We start from the raw sequence: 15,735 nt of genomic DNA, 5'->3' as shown, positions 1-15,735 counted from the left end.
TAAAAAGGCAGCCATGCCCACGAAACGCCCCGCGCTGCCTCTTTCCGTCTTCATCATCGCCCGCAACGAAGGCGACCGCATCGCGGCGACCATCCGCGCCGTTCGCGACCTCACCGACGATCTCGTGGTCGTCGATTCCGGCTCCACCGATGACACGGTGTCAGTCGCGGAGAGCCTGGGCGCGCGTGTCGTCCATAATGAGTGGCCGGGTTATGGGCCACAGAAGCGATTCGCCGAGGAACAATGCCGTCATCCCTGGCTCCTTAATGTCGATGCGGATGAGGTGGTGCCGCCGGATCTCGCCAACGAGATCGCGGGGCTGTTTGCCCATGGCGAGCCCGGCGCCGATGCTTATAAGATCCGCATCGCGGAGATCTTTCCCGGCGAAGGCCGCCCCCACGCCCTCGCCTACGCCCTCGCACCCGTTCGGCTCTATCGCAGCGACAAAGGGCGTTACTCGCCCTCGACGGTACACGATCGGGTCCAGCTCGTCGCCGGCGCGCGGGTCAAACGGCTCAGGGGCACGATCCATCATTTCTCGGTGCGCTCGCTCGGCGACCAGCTCGCCAAGCTCAACAGCTACACCGATGCCCTCGCGGACGATCTCGACGCGCGCGGCGCGAAGGTTTCCACCTTGCGGCTGTTCGTCGAATTTCCAGCAGCCTTCCTCAAGGCTTATATTGGACGCCGGCATGCCATTCGTGGCCTGTATGGCTTCATGACGGCGATGAACTTCGCGTTCTATCGCTACCTGCGCGTCGCCAAACATGTCGAGCGGCGCCTTGTGTCACGTGCCAGGGATGAGGGACGCCTGTGAGGGACGAGATCGCACTGGTAACGGGAGGCGCACGCCGCATCGGCCGGGTCATCGCGCTGCGCCTCGGCCAGGCCGGTTACGCGGTGGCGGTGCACTACGGCCAGTCGCGCGACGAAGCCGAAGTCGTCGTCGCAGAGATCAAGGCCGCCGGCGGGCAGGCCGCCGCGATTCAGGCAGACCTCGCGGCGCCGCACGCGGCGGTCGAACTCACCGCGAGAACAGTGGCGGCGCTCGGCCCGATCACGCTTCTGGTCAATTCCGCGTCGCTGTTCGAGCCAGACGCGCTCGCCACGATGACCGGCGGCGGCTGGGATGAGCAGATGGCGGTGAACCTGCGCACGCCCGTGTTTCTCGCGCAGCAAATGGCGGAGCACCTTCCACAGGACCGGAACGGGGCGGTCATCAATATTCTCGACCAGCGCGTCCGTAAACTGACGCCGGATTTCTTTTCCTACACCCTCTCCAAGGCGGGGCTTGCCACAGCGACCCGCACCATGGCGCAGGCGCTCGCACCACGTATCCGGGTCAATGCGGTCGCACCGGGCCCGACCCTGCGCAGCAAGCGCCAGAGCGTCGATGATTTCGCGCGCCAGGGATCCGCCGCCCTGCTCGGCCACGGACCGTCGGCGGAGGAAATTGCCGACGCCGTGCTGTTCCTGGCGCAGGCCCGCAGCATCACCGGGCAGATCCTCGCTGTGGACGGCGGCCAGCATCTCATCTGGCGCACGCCTGATACGGAAGTCAGCGAGTAGCCAGCGCGATCGCCGCGATCAGGCGGCCATAGTCGCCTTCACCGCGATGAGTGGTCCGGCGATAGCTGTAGAAGCGCTTTTCGTCGCCATAGGTGCAGAGGCTGGTGTCGAAGACGCGGCCAACGCCCGCCAGCGTCAGGCGCGCGACAATATAGGCCGGCAAGTCGAACATCGCGTGGCCATCCCGGCCCGACGGCGTGAAGTGGGCCGCGTTGCCGGCGTCCTGTTCCATGAAGCGCTCGCGGAACTCAGGCCCGACCTCATAGGCCTCCCGGCTGATCGTCGGCCCGAGAACCGCCGTCGTTGCCTCGCGGCGGGCGCCGAGTTCCTCCATCGCGGCCAGCGTGGCCTCAGCCACCCCCGTGAAGGCTCCCTTCCATCCAGCATGGGCCGCGCCGACGACACCCGCCTGCGGGTCCGCGAACAGCAGCGGGCCGCAGTCGGCGCTCGAAACGCCGAGCGCGATCCCCGGAGTGGCCGTCACCATGGCGTCGGCGCGGGGCCTCTCGCCGTCGCGCCAGGGTGTCTCGACGGTAATGACGTCGGGAGAATGGATCTGATAGAGCCCAAGCAGATGTGAGGCCGATACGCCGAGATAGGCCGCCATACGCCGGCGATTCTCGCCAACTCTCACGATATCATCCGATGATCCGACACCGCCGTTGAGGCTCGCGTAGAACCCCTCGGACACCCCGCCCTGACGCGTGAAGAAGGCGTGGGTGACGCCCGGCAGCCGCAGGGCCTCAACTTCGATGGCGACCGCGGCGGATCGGGAACGCGGTGGTTTCTCGGGCTGCGGCGTGGGTTGAGAGGCTTTGGGCTCAGAGTTCTTGGGCTCAGAGGTCATGGGCGCTCGCTGGTTGGCGACAGAATTCGTGCTGGCTGGCTCATGATCGACGGCCCCGCGCGAGAAGGGAAGCCTCAAACGCCCGGTGCGATCCGGGCCGTGAAGCCAGGAAGAAGTGGCAGGGCCGGATCGGCCAAGGCGATGACCTTGAACAATTGCCCCATGCCCTCCGGCGCGGCTGTCCCGTTTTCGTTGGCCGCCTCGATGCGCGCCCGTCCGCCAGGGCCACCCTCGACGAGCCGCGCGAGCGCGTGGTCGATCGCATCCGCCTCACGGCCAACGAGCTTGCGCTTCAGAACAGCCGCCCGCTCGTTGATGCCGAGAGCGGTCAGGAACTCGCCCTGGGTCATCGGCCCGTGTTGGGCCGCGCCCGCGAGGCGTCCGACCTTGCCTATCAGGGCGAAGTCGACATGGGTCGTCAGGTCCGCTTCTCCAGGCGTCGCGAGCACATCGACGAAGCGATGAGCGCGCACCGCTTGCAAGGTATCCCCGAAGCCGGAGCGCATATGTCCGTAGTCAATGGCGAGGAGTGCCCCACCTTGAGCAATGAGACGCTGCGCGATCTCGCCCGCCACGGCGAGGCCGGCGCGCGGCACCTCGAGCAGGGCACCGACCGGGCCCTCGGTCGTGATCTCGGGGGATGGCGCGGCGGCGATGCCGAAGGTCAGTTCGCCCGCGTCGTTCAAGCCGACCAGACGCTCGTGCCACCCCTGATCCGTCCGCAGGAACTGGCGGACCGGCAGCGCGTCGAAGAACTCGTTGGCGAGGATGATGGCCGGCCCGTCAGGCAGCGTATCGACCGATGCATGCCAGGCCACCTCACCAGCGTCGGCCAATGTCGCTTCCTGCCGGGCGCGCAAGACGGGGCTCGTTTCGACGAGATGGATCGAGATCGCTTCACGGAAACCGGGCACGACGCGTGCCACCCTCACCGCATCCGCCATCAGCGTGCCACGGCCGGGACCGAGCTCCACCAGATTGATCGCCACCGGCGCACCCATCAATCGCCAGGTCTCGGCCGCCCAGAGCCCCAGCAGCTCGCCGAACATCTGCGAGATTTCCGGCGCGGTGACGAAATCGCCGCCAGCGCCGAGCGGGTCGCGCGTCATGTAGTAGCCGTAGCGCGGATGGCCGAGACATACCGCCATGAAGGCCTCGACGCTGATCGGCCCCTGGAGCGCGATCAATTGCTTCAGCTCATGCCCGAGCGGGGTTTCGTCTTCTGACATGGACATATTCAAACAGATTGGTCCTTGCTCAAACAGGCTGGTCCTTGGCCGGGTTGACATCCGCCGCCGCGGGCGCCGGGAATGAGGCGGGCTCCGCGGGCACCGGCGGCCGGCGCAGCGCCCGCAGGATCAGCCACAAGCCGGCAATCAGCAAGGGCAGCGACAGCACCATGCCCATCGTCACCCCGCCTTGCAGCGCGGTGACATCGCTGCCGAACAGGAACCCGAGCTGCGGATCGGGCTCGCGGAAGAACTCACAGGCCGCTCGCGCGACGGCATAGCCCGCGCCGAATACGCCGGCGACCAGCCCGGGCCGACGATAGCCGGCGATGCGAACCACGCATATGACGAGAATGAACAGCAGAATGCCTTCGGCGAAGGCCTCGTACAGCTGGCTAGGGTGGCGGGGAACCGGGCCGCCGGTCGGGAAAATGACGGCCCATGGCAGATCAGGCGCCGGCCGTCCCCACAATTCGTCATTGATGAAATTGGCGATGCGCCCGAAGAACAGGCCGATGGGGGCCACCGTGCCGGCGAGATCGAACAACGGCATCACGGGCAGCTTGCGCGCACGGCCGAACAGGATGATCGCCGCGATGGCGCCAAACAGGCCGCCGTGGAAGGACATGCCGCCACGCCACACCGCGAAGATCTCGGCGGGCGCATGGATATAGTAGGAAAAATTGTAGAACAGCACGTAGCCCAGCCGGCCACCGACAACGACGCCCAGCGCCACATAGACCAGGAGATCGTCAAGGTCGTTGCGGCTCGGACGGCGGATCGCGCCCCAGAGCGAAGAGATATCGACCAGCCGCCGCATGAGAAGCCAGCCACCGATGAGGCCAACCACATAGGCGAGGGCATACCAGCGGATCGCGAAAGGGCCGATCGCGAAGATCACAGGATCAATGACGGGAAAATTGATGGCAAAGGTCATGGAGCCGACTGATCCTTGTGCGAGCGGCTGGTGAACCGGATCTGATGCCGGCACATCGTTCGCAGAACGTGGCGACACTTTCAATGACGAGACCGCCCGGTCAAGCCGTGTTATCGAGAGGTTGAAAGCAGACAGGGCCGACAACGTGGGCGACAGTTCCACCAGGGACACAATGGAGCCGCACTTAAGCCCATCACTTCCATGGCATCTCGCATCCATGGCATCGAATGAGGTTTTTATCATGACACAGACGACCGGCCGCTTCTTCGATGATGTCGCCCGTTTGTTCACAGACGCCGCCGGTGTGGCCGACGGCGCGCGCCGTGAAGCTGAGGCGATCATGCGGGCACAGATCGAGAGGCTATTACGCAACATGGACGTGGTAAGCCGCGAGGAGTTCGAGGCTGTTCGCCAGATGGCGTTGATCGCCCGCGAAGAAAACGAAAAGCTGGAAGCGCGCATCGCCGCGCTGGAGACGCGGCTTTCCGACGCAGCCGACCCGGCAAAGACCTGAGGCGGCCAAACCCGCGGCCACATTTGCACCGGTGGGGCGCCGCCTCAAACCCAATCATGTCTTGAGCAATGTTTTACCAAGACTTGTGGACGGCGCCAAAGGAACTGTTGTGCGAAGGCAACGAATCCCGGAGCGTTCGTTTGTCTTTCTTGCGGTGGGACTCGTGCGGGATATAGTCAATCAGACAAGTGATTCGCTCATTCGTGGCCCCTTCTTATCGAAAGGGATCATATCGATGAGTACGCCCCGGTGGATAAACCGAGTCTCTATTCGGTCTATCCAGTCATGGTTGCGTCGCCCGTGTTCATGTTTTCCCGATGTGGCCTGCATATCCGGTGCAGGCACGCATCCTGATAGCGCAGCACAAGCCGAGGGTTCGGCATGACGCACGTCGAGTTTGAAATTAGTCGCTCTGAACACCCACTCGACGTTGTCGAAAGGCTTGCGTCGGACCACGATTGGACATTCGACCGCGCCGAGGACGACGAGATGTCGGTTTCGGTGGCCGGCGGCTGGACCGACTATCACATCGCCTTCACCTGGATCGAGGACATGGAAGCCGTGCATATCGGCTGCGCCTTCGATCTCAAGGTGCCGGACCGGCTGCAGACCGAGGTGCTGAAGCTCGTGGCGCTCATCAACGAGCAGCTCTGGGTCGGGCATTTCGACCTCTGGAGCCGCGAGAACGTCGTCATGTTCCGCCATTCGCTGCTGCTTGCCGGCGGCGCGGAGCCCAACCACGGCCAGTGCGAGATGCTGCTGCGCACGGCGACGGACGCCTGCGAGCGCTACTACCAAGCATTCCAGTTCGTCATGTGGGCGGGAAAGAGCGCCAAGGAGGCGCTTGACAACGTGCTGTTCGAAACGGAAGGCGAGGCCTGAGCGCGCCCATTCTCAAACGCGGGTCTCCTTGCCTTGACGCGACTGTCCAAGCGAACCACAACAGCGGCGTGACCGTTCCATTGGGCGGCCGCGTTCCCTTCTGGTTTGCTTGAGACGATCGGGCCTTGTCATGACAGTCGCACTTCCCGCCTCCCTTCTCCTCGTCGGCGCCGGCAAGATGGGCGGCGCCATGCTCGACGGCTGGTTGAAGATCGGCCTGCCGCTTGCGCGTATCACGGTCATCGACCCGCATCCCTCGCCAGACATGCAGGCCCTCGCGGCCAGGGGCCTCGCGCTCAATCCCGCGCTGGAGAGCCTCGCGCCACAAGCCGTGCTCGTGCTTGCGGTGAAGCCGCAGATGCTCGACGAGGCAGCCCCCGCGCTCAACCGGCTTATCGGCGACGGCACGGTTGTCTTGTCGATTCTCGCCGGCAAGACGATCGCCAATATTCGGGAGCGCTTACCGGCGGCCCTGGCCGTGGTGCGCGCCATGCCGAACCTGCCGGCCGCGATCGGCCGGGGCGTGACCGCAGCCGTCGGCAGCGCGGGCCTGACAGCTGCCCAGCGGGACCTCGCCCAGGCGCTCCTGTCGGGCGTCGGCTCGGTCGAGTGGCTGGACGACGAGGCGCTGATCGATGCCGTCACCGCGATCTCGGGGTCGGGGCCGGCCTATGTCTTCCATCTCGCCGAATGCCTCGCCGAAGCGGGCCGCCAGCTCGGGCTGCCGGCGGATGTCGCGGTGCGGCTCGCCCGTGCGACCGTCAGTGGCTCCGGAGAGCTCCTCCATCAGTCGGACCTGCCGGCCGGCACCTTGCGCGAGAATGTCACGTCCAAGGGAGGCACCACGGCCGCCGCCCTGGACGTGCTGATGGCCGCGGACGGGCTGCAGCCGCTCATCACGCGCACCGCAGGAGCCGCCAAACGGCGCGCGGCGGAATTGTCCGGCTGAAGCTATCGCCATCTTTTTTGTCATTGGGGTCCTCACTTTGGACCGCTTAGGTCATTATGTTGACCAGAGCGGCTTACTTTTTGAGGAGATCCCCCGATGGCCAAGAAGCCTGTTTCCTCCACGCATCATGGCGACGCGGCGTCAGAGGCTCGCGCCACGGCATCGGCTGCGGCATCGGCCGCGAGCGGTTCTCCATCCGATCGGCGGGATGCCGTCATCGATGCGCTGATGCGGCTGGCCGCCGATCATCAGTGGCGCGCCATCAGCCTCGTCGACATCGCCCGGGAAGCCGGAATAAGCTTGGCGGATCTGCGCGATACATATCCGTCGAAGGGCGCCATTCTGGCCGGCTTCACCAAGCGGATCGACCGGATCGTGCTGGACGGCACGACCGACGACCTCGCGGATGAACCCGCGCGTGAGCGCCTGCTCGACATCATGATGCGACGCTTCGATGCGCTCACGCCCTACAAGGCCGCGTTGCGGAACATCGCCCGCAGCCTGCGGCACGAGCCTCTGGCGATCGCCGCCTTGAACAAACTGGCGGCCAACTCCCAGCGCTTCATGCTCGCGGCGGCCGGCATCCCGACCGAGGGCACGCTTGGCACCCTCAAGATCCAGGGCGCCGTCGCCGTCTTCGCGCGGGCCTTCGAGACGTGGATCGAGGACAACGAACCCGATCTCGCCCGCACCCTCGCCCGTCTCGACCGGGAGCTGCGCAAGGGTGAGCGCGTGCTGCTCTATGCCCAGGACGTGCACCGCCTGACGGCGCCCCTGCGCGCGTTCGGCCGGGCCCTCTGCGCCCGCCGGCGTCATGGGCACCGGCACCGCCGCGAGGATGAGGATCTCGGCCCGCGCGACGGAGAGGACTACGTGCCCGCGCTTTAGGGATCGCCATTGAGCCGGAAGAACGTGTCGCGCCGATCCCTCCCCTCCGGGGAGGGTGGCGCCGCAGGCGCTGGGGTGGGGTCCACCTGGCGCTGACCCGACCAGAAGACGGCAGCGCATGCTGGGGGTGGAGCAGGACCTTCTGCGCCGTAGCTCCTTCCGAAGCCCCACCCGGCCTCGCCGACGCGAGGCCACCCTCCCCGGAAGGGAGGAGATCTGCGCGGGTACCCCCTCGTGACATCCCCGGCGTCGCAAAGCGACGGAAAGGGGGTCCAAAGGGCAAGCGTCAGGGTGCAGAGATCCCCTTCCCGGCCGGTTTCACCGGCCGCCGGGGATGACATGGAGGTTCATGGAGGTTCTTGGAGGCTCTTGCGCGTGATATCGCTCTTGTCGGACAAGCGTGACCCTAACGTGTTGAGAACGCCGCATCATGGCTCGGCCAGATGAGCGCAGGAAATGGAAGGCACGGCTCGACGAGCGTGGTGCAATGCGCGAGGATCAAATGGCGGATGCGCGATTCGCCGTTTCAAGTTGCACCAATGACATCATCCTCAAAGCTATCGACGTCTTCAAATCCCACCACGGTCAGCTACGACGACTTCCAGAAACTTGACGTGCGCGTCGGAACCATCGTCGAAGCCGCGCCCTTCCCCGAAGCGCGCCGGCCAGCCCTCAAGCTCCTCATCGATTTCGGCGGCGACATCGGGCGCAAGAAATCGTCGGCGCAGATCACCAGGAATTATCAGCCCGAGGCGCTTGTCGGCCGCCAGGTCCTGGCTGTCGTCAATTTTCCGCCCCGTCAGATCGGCCCCATGATGTCCGAGGTGCTGACGCTCGGCGTCCCCGATGCCGACGGCGAAGTCATACTCATCAGCCCCGACCGTGCCGTGCCGGATGGCGGGCGTCTCTACTGATGAAATATTAAGCAGCCGCCTGCTGTTCGCCAGGCTTACCCCCGTGCTATGACCGTCGAGCCATGGTGACATTTGAACTTTTGGTTGTCGCCGTTCTCATTGTGTTGAACGGCGTTTTGGCGATGTCTGAGCTCGCCGTCGTTTCGTCGCGGATCCCGCGACTGAAAGCGCTTGCGGCTTCGGGCCGCAAGGGGGCCAGCGCGGCGCTCAAGCTCGCCTCCGACCCCGGCCGTTTTCTATCCACTGTCCAGATCGGCATCAGCCTCATCGGTGTGCTCGCGGGCGCCTTTTCCGGCGCGACCCTCGCGACCCGCCTGACGGTGGTGCTCGAGGATGGGGGCGTTTCGCCCCGCTTCGCCGACCCGCTCGCCTTCGGCCTCGTCGTCGGGGCAATCACCTATCTCTCGCTCATCATCGGCGAGCTGGTGCCCAAGCAACTGGCGCTGCGCAATCCCGAAGCCATGGCCTCGACCATCGCGCCGACGATGGTGTTGCTCTCGCGGTTATGCGCGCCGCTGGTCTACGTCCTCTATATCTCGCAGGATACCATCCTGCGCCTTCTGGGCGCACGGGGGGAACGCGCCTCCAACGTCACCGACGAAGAAATCAAGACGCTCGTCGCGGAGGCGGAGACCGCTGGTGTGCTCGATCCCGAGGAACGGCGCATGATCGCCGGCGTCATGCGCCTCGCCGACCGGTCGATCGCCGCCATCATGACGCCTCGGCCCGACGTGGACTGGGTGGACCTTGCCGATGATGAGGAAACCATCCGCCGCACCGTGTTCGACAGTCGCCGCTCGCGCCTGCCCGCCATGGACGAGGAAGGCATTCCCGTCGGCGTCGTCCAGGCCAAGGACATGCTCAACGTACTCTTGTCGGGCGAACCGCTGAAGGTCCGCGAGCTCGTGCGTGAAGCACCCGTCGTCATCGATACCTTCGGCGCCCTCGCCGCGCTGGAACGCCTGCGCACGTCACAGGTCCCCATGGCGCTGGTGCATGACGAGTACGGCAACTTCGAGGGCATCGTGACGCCCGCCGATCTGCTGTCGGGTATCGCCGGGACCTTCCACCAGGGCGAGAACGAGGATGAGGAGCCGGGGATAGTCGAGCGTGGCGACGGCTCGTTCCTGATCGGCGGCTCGCTGCCTGCCGACGAGCTGGCCGACCTGCTCAATCTGCAGCTTGATCCGGACCGGGACTACCACACCGTCGCGGGCTTCGTGCTCTCGGTGCTGAAAAGCCTGCCTCAAGTGGGCGAGGCTTTTGAATGGCAGGGCTGGCGCTTCGAGATCGTCGATCTCGACGGCCCCCGCATCGACAAGGTGCTGGTAGCACGCGCCCCCCTCACCCACCGTCGGGGCTAGCACTCGTCCGTCTGATACGGGACTGCCGTGCCGATCAAACCGGCAGCTTGACCAAGGCCCGAAGACCGCCGAGCGGGCTGTCGGCGAGCGTCACCTCGCCGCCATGGGAGCGGGCGATGTCGCGGACGATCGCGAGGCCGAGCCCGGTGCCGCCCTCGTCCAGGTTGCGCGCCTCGTCCAGCCGGACGAACGGCTTGAACACTTCCTCGCGCTGATCCACCGGCACGCCAGGGCCGTCGTCATCGACCGTCAGCACGAGCCAGCGTCCCTCCACCACGGCCCGCACTTCCACCACCACGCTGTGGCGAAGCGCGTTGGTGATGAGATTGACCATGAGTCGCCGGAACGCGTCCGGCCGCACGGTCACGACGAGCGGGCCGGCCACATCGACCGTCACCTCCTCGCCCTGGCGCTCGAGGTCACTGCGGATCGCCTGCAGCGTTTCCACGATGTCGGTCGGAACGGCTTGCTCGCCGGTGTCGCCCCGGGCGAACGCGAGATAGGCCTCCAGCATGCGGGCCATTTCGTCAACATCCGCCCGCAACGCGTCGAGTTCCGCGCTGTCTTCGATGAAGGTCAGCGACAGCTTGAACCGCGTGAGGATGGTGCGCAGGTCATGGCTCACGCCATTCAGCATGGTCGTGCGTTGCTCCATCGTGCGCTCGATGCGTCGGCGCATTTCGATGAAGGCCTGGCCCGCGCGACGGATTTCGCGCGCGCCGCGCGGCATGAATGTGACATCGCGGCCCTTGCCGAAGCTCTCGGCGGCATTGGCGAGGCGCAGGATCGGCTTGATCTGGTTGCGCAGGAACAGGATGGCGATCAGCAGCAGCACCATGGAGGTGCCGAGCATCCACATCAGGAAGATATGGGAATTGGACGCATAGGCGAGACTGCGCCGCGCGATGACCCGCATGATCTGCTTGTCGAGCTTGATGCGGATCTCGATGAGGTTGGAACGCCCGACGGTATCGATCCAGAACGGCCGCCCGATCTGCCGGCGGATCTCATCGGAGAGGACACCGTCGAGGATCGAGAAGAATGGTTTGGGGCCCGGCGGCGGCAGGTCCGTGCCGGGGAGGAAATCGATGTCGAGGCCGAGCCTGTCGCTGGCGATGTTGCTCAGCGTCGTCGCGTCGGCATCCTGCGGGTAGCTCTCATAGACGTCGATGATAGCCGCGATATCGCTGGTCACGGCCGATGACAGGCGCCGCGTCACCAACTGCCAGTGCCGCTCCATGAACACATAGGCGACGACCGACTGCAGGATGATGAAGGGCGCGATAATAATGATGAGCGTGCGCGCATAGAGACCTTTGGGCAGAAGACTGCCGACACGCCGCGCGAAACGGTCGAACAAAGCGCTCGGGCTATTGATCGCCTTGGTCAGCCCACCTTGGCTCAACCAGTTGGTCATCCGTCGACAAGCAGCCTGTAGCCGATCCCACGCACGGTCTGGAGATAGGCGGGATTGGCTGGATCACGCTCAACCTTCCGCCGCAGCCTGTTCATCTGGACATCGACCGTGCGTTCACTCGCGGCGCCACCATGGCCGGCCAGATCCTCCCGCGGCACGTGCTCCCCCGCGCGATTGGCGAGAATGGTCAGGATATCGCGCTCCCTGTCGGTGATGCGGACGATCTCGCCATTGCATCTGAGTTCGCCGCGATCGAGCCGGAACAGGAAATCGCCGAAGCGCACAGCCTCTCGCTGCGGTCCGGCCTCGGCGGCTTCGTTGGACAGCCGCCGCAGCACATTGCCGATGCGCAAGAGCAGCTCGCGCGGCTCGAACGGCTTCGACAGATAGTCGTCAGCGCCGATCTCGAGGCCCTCGACCCTGTCCGCCGACTCAGCCCGCGCCGTGAGCATGATGATGGGTACGTCGGAGCCGTCTCGGAGCCGCCGCGCGAAGTCAAAACCGCTCTCGCCAGGCATCATGACGTCGAGGATCAGGAGGTCGAAGATCATGTGACCCAGCATGCCTTCGGCCTCGGCCGCCGAAGCCGCCGCCGTCACGCGGTACCCGTTCTGGTTCAGGAAGCGCGCCAGAAGCTGCCGCAAACGCCGGTCATCATCGACAACGAGCAGATGCGGCGCGTCATCCACCAATTCCACCTGCGCGAGATCCATACGGGTCACGATGGCCGCCCTGTTTCCTTCCAAACCAAACGCGCGACATGGGCGCTGTCATCCGGATCGATCATGGCGAACAGAAAATCGAGCACCGCCGCACGTGAGCCAGCGTCGCATTTTGAAAGGGCACGGGCAATCCGTTCCTGCTGCACGGCCGACATGGCCAGCGAGAGCGCCTGACCTTTCTCCGTCAGATACAACAGCCGTTGGCGACGGTCCGTCACACCGGCGCGCTGCTCCACGAAGCCGTCGCGGATCAGTTCCTTGAGGACCCGGTTGAGGCTCTGCTTGGTGATCCGCAATATATCGAGAAGCTCGGCGACATTAAGGCCCGACTGACGCCCGACGAAATGCAGGATGCGGTGGTGAGCCCGTCCGAACCCGTAGGAGTTGAGCATACGGTCGGGGTCGCTCACAAAGTCGCGATAGGCAAAGAAGAAGAGCTCGATGATCTCATAGTCGGGAGGCGCGCGCTCGTGGGCGGCCGCCGCATCGGCTGGCACCCCGATGCTCGTGGGCGCCTGTGGATCCCTTGCCTTGACCGGAGACAATGCCCGGGCTTCCTCTTCACCATGTTCTACGTCTGCCTCGGCAGACCGTCGAGCCGCGGTTCGCGTACGCAAGTGCGTCACCCGGCACTCCTATTTTTATGTCAGCCTTATTGACATATCTCAGGCAGATTGTTACTCGTCAAGCGTCATCCGCGAAACGAAAGAACCCTAACGGGTCGATGCACGCTATGTTTAAGTCCCAATCATAAGCACATCGTAAGCTCGCGGGGACTTGCCAAGGAGATTTTTCAAATGTCTGCCACCCCCTTCGATCAGCGAGAAGGTTCCATCTGGTACGATGGCGCCTTGATTCCCTGGAAGGACGCCACCTTGCATGTGCTGTCGCATGGCCTGCACTATGCGTCCTGCGTATTCGAGGGTGAGCGGGCCTACGGCGGCGAGATCTTCAAAAGCCGGCAGCATTCCGAGCGTCTCATCGAGTCCGCCAAGCTGCTCGACTTCGAAATTCCCTTCACGGCGGAAGAGATCGACGCCGCCAAGGCGCTGGTCGTCAAGACCAACGGCAAGGCCGACGCCTACGTCCGTCCGGTTGCCTGGCGCGGATCCGAGATGATGGGCGTCTCGGCCCAGCACAACAAGATCCACCTCGCCATCGCGAGCTGGGAATGGCCGAGCTATTTCGATCCGGAAGCCCGCCTCAAGGGCATCCGCCTCGACATGGCCGAGTTCCGCCGCCCTGATCCGGCGACGATCCCCTCGAAGGCGAAAGCTTCGGGGCTCTACATGATCTGCACCATCTCCAAGCATCGCGCCGAGCGCAAAGGCTACGCCGACGCGCTGATGCTGGACTGGCGCGGCCATGTGGCTGAATGCACGGGCGCCAACATTTTCTTCGTGAAGGACGGCGCGCTGCACACCCCGACGCCTGACTGCTTCCTCGATGGCATCACCCGCCGCACGGTGATCGAGCTCGCCAAGCGCCGCGGCATCGCCATCAACGAGCGCACCATCCTGCCAGAGGAACTGGCCAGCTTCAGCGAGTGCTTCATCTGCGGCACCGCCGCGGAAGTAACACCTGTCGGCGAGATCGGCGACTACAAGTTCACGCCAGCCGCCATCACGCAGGCGCTTGCCGATGACTACACCCGCGAGGTGCAGCCGAAGGCCAAAGCCGCTGCCTGATAGGGACAGCTGCTTTTATGCGAGAGACATTGGGCCGGTCCGCAAGGATCGGCCCTGTTTGTTTGACGCCTGGCAGCCTTCCAGGGATAGGCGATGGTCGCAATCGCGTGACCGATTAGCGCCCGCCCCGGCATAGTCTGTCCCCTCACCCCAACCCTCTCCCCGCCGGGGAGAGGGGGACTGCCGCCGATCTCGCATAGTCGATAAAGATCGACATTTTGACGAAAGCCAGAGCTATCAGGGCTTGGCCATGCTCCCATTTCGCTGATCGCCAGCGTCCCTTCTCCCCGGCGGGGAGAAGGACAGGATGAGGGGATTTGGTGGGGGCGCGCGCCTCACGGATGCGCGGAGGCGAGCTCCAAGGGCGCTTGCGGCTTGCCGCCTCGGGGAACGAGGCCGATGCGGTCGCGGCGGAGCCAGCGCCACATCAGGAGGAGCGCGACGATCCCGAGCCCCGTCGCGAGGCCGGTCCAGATGCCCGCGCCGCGCCAGCCCAACGGGAAGGCGAGGACCGCCCCGAGCGGCAGGCCGATGATCCAGTAGCCGGTCGCGGCGATCAGCATCGGCACACGCGTGTCATGCAGGCCGCGCAGCATGCCGATCAGCACGGCCTGCCCGCCGTCCGCCGCCTGGAACAATGCCGCGAAGGCGAGGAACAGCACGGCGAAACCAATGACCTGGGCATTGGCCGGGTCCGCCGTGTCGAGAAAGGCGCTGATCAGTAGTTGCGGCAGCAGGATCATGATCGACGCCGTCACCGCCATGAAACTCATGCAGATGACAAAGGCCATCCAGCCAGCGCGCCGGATCGCCTCCGGGTCGCGGGCACCAAAACCGCGCCCGACGCGCACGGTCGCCGCCTGCCCAACGCCAAGCGGTACCATGAAGGCGAGCGAGGCGATCTGCATGGCGATGGCGTGAGCGGCCAGTTCCGATGAACTGAGCAGGCCCATCAGGAAGGCGGCCGCGTTGAAGATGGTCACTTCCAGCGTGATCGTCGCGGCGATAGGCAGGCCGAGCCTCCAGAAGGCGACGAGCCGCGGCCAGTCGGCTCGCCACCAGTGTCCGAAGAGCCGATAGCGCCGGAACCGGCGATCGGTCGCGATGACGACCGCGAGACCGGCGAAGAGCAAGGCGCTCGAAAGGGACGTGGCGATGCCCGATCCCGGCAGACCAAGCGCGGGGAAGCCGAGCTTGCCGAACATCAGGCACCAATTGGCCAGGGCATTGAAGAGGATCGCAAAGAGGCCGATGGCAAGCGGCCATAAGGGCCGCTCCAGCGCTGCAACGAAGGAACGCAGGACGAGATAAAGCAGGAACGGCAGGATGCTCCACTGCAACGTCCTGAGATAGCCGCCCGCCGCGGCGGCAAGTTCCTTCTCCTGCCCGAAAGTGAGCAGGATCGCCTCGCCGTACCAGAGTATCGCCCAGGCGGGCACCGATATGATGGCCGCGGACCAAAATCCCTGCCGCACCGTGCGCCGGACATCCCTAACCGAATGGCGGTGGCGGCCGAGCTCGCTCGCCACCATCGGCGCCGTGGCCGTCACGAGACCGATGCAGAAGATGAGGAGCGCGAAATAGAGATTGGCGGCGAGAGCGCCCGCCGCGAGCGCTTGCGGCCCGATACGGCCCATCATGATCACGTCGGTCGTGGTCATGGCCGTCTGGGCAACATTGGTGAGGATCAACGGCCAGCCAAGCGCCGCCATGGCGCGCGCTTCAGCGCGCCATGCGTTCCACATGGCGGTCCTCGTCGGCAAGGTCGTGCTCATGCCGCCGTTGTACGCGACATTGGCAGATGCCGCCATATTG

The 15,735-nt window shown here is 65.1% G+C and carries 16 protein-coding genes; 9 read left to right on the top strand and 7 right to left on the bottom strand.

Features of this window, described 5'->3' with window-relative positions; genetic code table 11:
- Nucleotides 1-13 precede the first annotated feature (13 nt).
- Both KIO74_RS00250 and KIO74_RS00245 read left to right on the top strand, forming a co-directional pair.
- A complete protein-coding gene (locus KIO74_RS00250) occupies nt 14-817 on the top strand; it encodes a glycosyltransferase family 2 protein (protein ID WP_213329247.1) in 804 nt (267 codons plus the stop codon).
- The gene (locus tag KIO74_RS00245) at nt 814-1,569 is read left to right on the top strand and encodes an SDR family oxidoreductase (protein ID WP_213329244.1); all 756 of its coding nucleotides are present in this window, start codon (nt 814-816) and stop codon (nt 1,567-1,569) included. Before KIO74_RS00250 ends, KIO74_RS00245 begins: the two co-directional genes overlap by 4 nt.
- On the opposite strand, the gene pgeF is transcribed toward KIO74_RS00245, so the two are convergent.
- The 3 genes from pgeF to lgt all read right to left on the bottom strand — a co-directional run bounded on the left by pgeF (nt 1,559) and on the right by lgt (nt 4,582).
- The gene (gene pgeF / locus KIO74_RS00240) at nt 1,559-2,416 is read right to left on the bottom strand and encodes a peptidoglycan editing factor PgeF (protein ID WP_213329240.1); all 858 of its coding nucleotides are present in this window, start codon (nt 2,414-2,416) and stop codon (nt 1,559-1,561) included. The genes KIO74_RS00245 and pgeF overlap by 11 nt on opposite strands.
- A gap of 74 nt (nt 2,417-2,490) precedes the next feature.
- Nucleotides 2,491-3,645 (bottom strand): class I SAM-dependent methyltransferase, encoded by a 1,155-nt coding sequence (locus KIO74_RS00235; RefSeq protein ID WP_213329236.1) that lies wholly within the window; start codon nt 3,643-3,645, stop codon nt 2,491-2,493.
- 28 nt (nt 3,646-3,673) lie between these two features.
- Nucleotides 3,674-4,582 carry a prolipoprotein diacylglyceryl transferase gene (lgt, locus tag KIO74_RS00230; RefSeq protein ID WP_213329233.1) on the bottom strand — a complete coding sequence of 303 codons (909 nt, stop codon included), beginning with the start codon at nt 4,580-4,582 and terminating at the stop codon, nt 3,674-3,676.
- A gap of 241 nt (nt 4,583-4,823) precedes the next feature.
- On the opposite strand from lgt, the gene KIO74_RS00225 reads away from it, so the two are divergent.
- The 6 genes from KIO74_RS00225 (at nt 4,824) to KIO74_RS00200 (ending at nt 10,093) form a co-directional block, all read left to right on the top strand.
- Nucleotides 4,824-5,096 carry an accessory factor UbiK family protein gene (locus tag KIO74_RS00225; protein ID WP_213329230.1) on the top strand — a complete coding sequence of 91 codons (273 nt, stop codon included), beginning with the start codon at nt 4,824-4,826 and terminating at the stop codon, nt 5,094-5,096.
- Nucleotides 5,097-5,477: 381 nt separating this feature from the next.
- Nucleotides 5,478-5,978, top strand: coding sequence for a type III secretion system chaperone family protein (locus KIO74_RS00220; protein ID WP_213323304.1), 501 nt, complete (start codon nt 5,478-5,480; stop codon nt 5,976-5,978).
- Between the two features lie 130 nt (nt 5,979-6,108).
- Nucleotides 6,109-6,927, top strand: coding sequence for a pyrroline-5-carboxylate reductase (gene proC / locus KIO74_RS00215; protein WP_213329227.1), 819 nt, complete (start codon nt 6,109-6,111; stop codon nt 6,925-6,927).
- Nucleotides 6,928-7,023: 96 nt separating this feature from the next.
- Nucleotides 7,024-7,815, top strand: coding sequence for a TetR/AcrR family transcriptional regulator (locus tag KIO74_RS00210; protein WP_213329224.1), 792 nt, complete (start codon nt 7,024-7,026; stop codon nt 7,813-7,815).
- Nucleotides 7,816-8,354: 539 nt separating this feature from the next.
- Nucleotides 8,355-8,729, top strand: coding sequence for a tRNA-binding protein (locus KIO74_RS00205; RefSeq protein ID WP_213329222.1), 375 nt, complete (start codon nt 8,355-8,357; stop codon nt 8,727-8,729).
- Between the two features lie 62 nt (nt 8,730-8,791).
- Nucleotides 8,792-10,093, top strand: a complete 1,302-nt coding sequence (locus KIO74_RS00200; RefSeq protein WP_213329219.1) for a hemolysin family protein — start codon at nt 8,792-8,794, stop codon at nt 10,091-10,093.
- Between the two features lie 34 nt (nt 10,094-10,127).
- On the opposite strand, the gene KIO74_RS00195 is transcribed toward KIO74_RS00200, so the two are convergent.
- From KIO74_RS00195 to KIO74_RS00185, 3 genes are read right to left on the bottom strand one after another with little or no spacing between them, the layout of a single operon-like run.
- Nucleotides 10,128-11,510 carry an ATP-binding protein gene (locus KIO74_RS00195; RefSeq protein ID WP_213329215.1) on the bottom strand — a complete coding sequence of 461 codons (1,383 nt, stop codon included), beginning with the start codon at nt 11,508-11,510 and terminating at the stop codon, nt 10,128-10,130.
- Complete coding sequence (locus KIO74_RS00190) at nt 11,507-12,223, bottom strand: response regulator (protein WP_213333889.1); 717 nt, start codon at nt 12,221-12,223, stop codon at nt 11,507-11,509. Before KIO74_RS00190 ends, KIO74_RS00195 begins: the two co-directional genes overlap by 4 nt.
- A gap of 5 nt (nt 12,224-12,228) precedes the next feature.
- Nucleotides 12,229-12,735, bottom strand: coding sequence for a MarR family winged helix-turn-helix transcriptional regulator (locus KIO74_RS00185; RefSeq protein ID WP_291955152.1), 507 nt, complete (start codon nt 12,733-12,735; stop codon nt 12,229-12,231).
- A gap of 294 nt (nt 12,736-13,029) precedes the next feature.
- Between KIO74_RS00185 and KIO74_RS00180 the strand changes: the two genes are divergently transcribed.
- Nucleotides 13,030-13,920, top strand: a complete 891-nt coding sequence (locus tag KIO74_RS00180) for a branched-chain amino acid aminotransferase (RefSeq protein ID WP_213329211.1) — start codon at nt 13,030-13,032, stop codon at nt 13,918-13,920.
- A gap of 335 nt (nt 13,921-14,255) precedes the next feature.
- Here the strand turns inward: KIO74_RS00180 and KIO74_RS00175 are convergent, their stop codons facing one another.
- Nucleotides 14,256-15,695, bottom strand: coding sequence for an MATE family efflux transporter (locus KIO74_RS00175; RefSeq protein ID WP_502762096.1), 1,440 nt, complete (start codon nt 15,693-15,695; stop codon nt 14,256-14,258).
- Nucleotides 15,696-15,735 lie beyond the last annotated feature (40 nt).

This window comes from Chelatococcus sp. HY11, assembly GCF_018398335.1.
Taxonomy (GTDB): Bacteria; Pseudomonadota; Alphaproteobacteria; order Rhizobiales; family Beijerinckiaceae; genus Chelatococcus.
This window is presented reverse-complemented; position numbering and strand designations above follow the sequence as displayed.

Excerpts from the sequence above, each read along its gene's own strand:
- KIO74_RS00205 (WP_213329222.1), top strand. The coding sequence starts at position 8,355 with ATGACATCATCCTCAAAGCTATCGACGTCTTCAAATCCCACCACGGTC.
- KIO74_RS00250 (WP_213329247.1), top strand. The coding sequence starts at position 14 with ATGCCCACGAAACGCCCCGCGCTGCCTCTTTCCGTCTTCATCATCGCC.
- KIO74_RS00190 (WP_213333889.1), bottom strand. The coding sequence starts at position 12,223 with ATGGATCTCGCGCAGGTGGAATTGGTGGATGACGCGCCGCATCTGCTC.
- KIO74_RS00175 (WP_502762096.1), bottom strand. The coding sequence starts at position 15,695 with ATGAGCACGACCTTGCCGACGAGGACCGCCATGTGGAACGCATGGCGC.
- KIO74_RS00235 (WP_213329236.1), bottom strand. The coding sequence starts at position 3,645 with ATGTCAGAAGACGAAACCCCGCTCGGGCATGAGCTGAAGCAATTGATC.
- KIO74_RS00200 (WP_213329219.1), top strand. The coding sequence starts at position 8,792 with ATGGTGACATTTGAACTTTTGGTTGTCGCCGTTCTCATTGTGTTGAAC.
- pgeF (WP_213329240.1), bottom strand. The coding sequence starts at position 2,416 with ATGACCTCTGAGCCCAAGAACTCTGAGCCCAAAGCCTCTCAACCCACG.
- KIO74_RS00180 (WP_213329211.1), top strand. The coding sequence starts at position 13,030 with ATGTCTGCCACCCCCTTCGATCAGCGAGAAGGTTCCATCTGGTACGAT.
- KIO74_RS00225 (WP_213329230.1), top strand. The coding sequence starts at position 4,824 with ATGACACAGACGACCGGCCGCTTCTTCGATGATGTCGCCCGTTTGTTC.
- proC (WP_213329227.1), top strand. The coding sequence starts at position 6,109 with ATGACAGTCGCACTTCCCGCCTCCCTTCTCCTCGTCGGCGCCGGCAAG.
- KIO74_RS00195 (WP_213329215.1), bottom strand. The coding sequence starts at position 11,510 with ATGACCAACTGGTTGAGCCAAGGTGGGCTGACCAAGGCGATCAATAGC.
- lgt (WP_213329233.1), bottom strand. The coding sequence starts at position 4,582 with ATGACCTTTGCCATCAATTTTCCCGTCATTGATCCTGTGATCTTCGCG.
- KIO74_RS00210 (WP_213329224.1), top strand. The coding sequence starts at position 7,024 with ATGGCCAAGAAGCCTGTTTCCTCCACGCATCATGGCGACGCGGCGTCA.
- KIO74_RS00220 (WP_213323304.1), top strand. The coding sequence starts at position 5,478 with ATGACGCACGTCGAGTTTGAAATTAGTCGCTCTGAACACCCACTCGAC.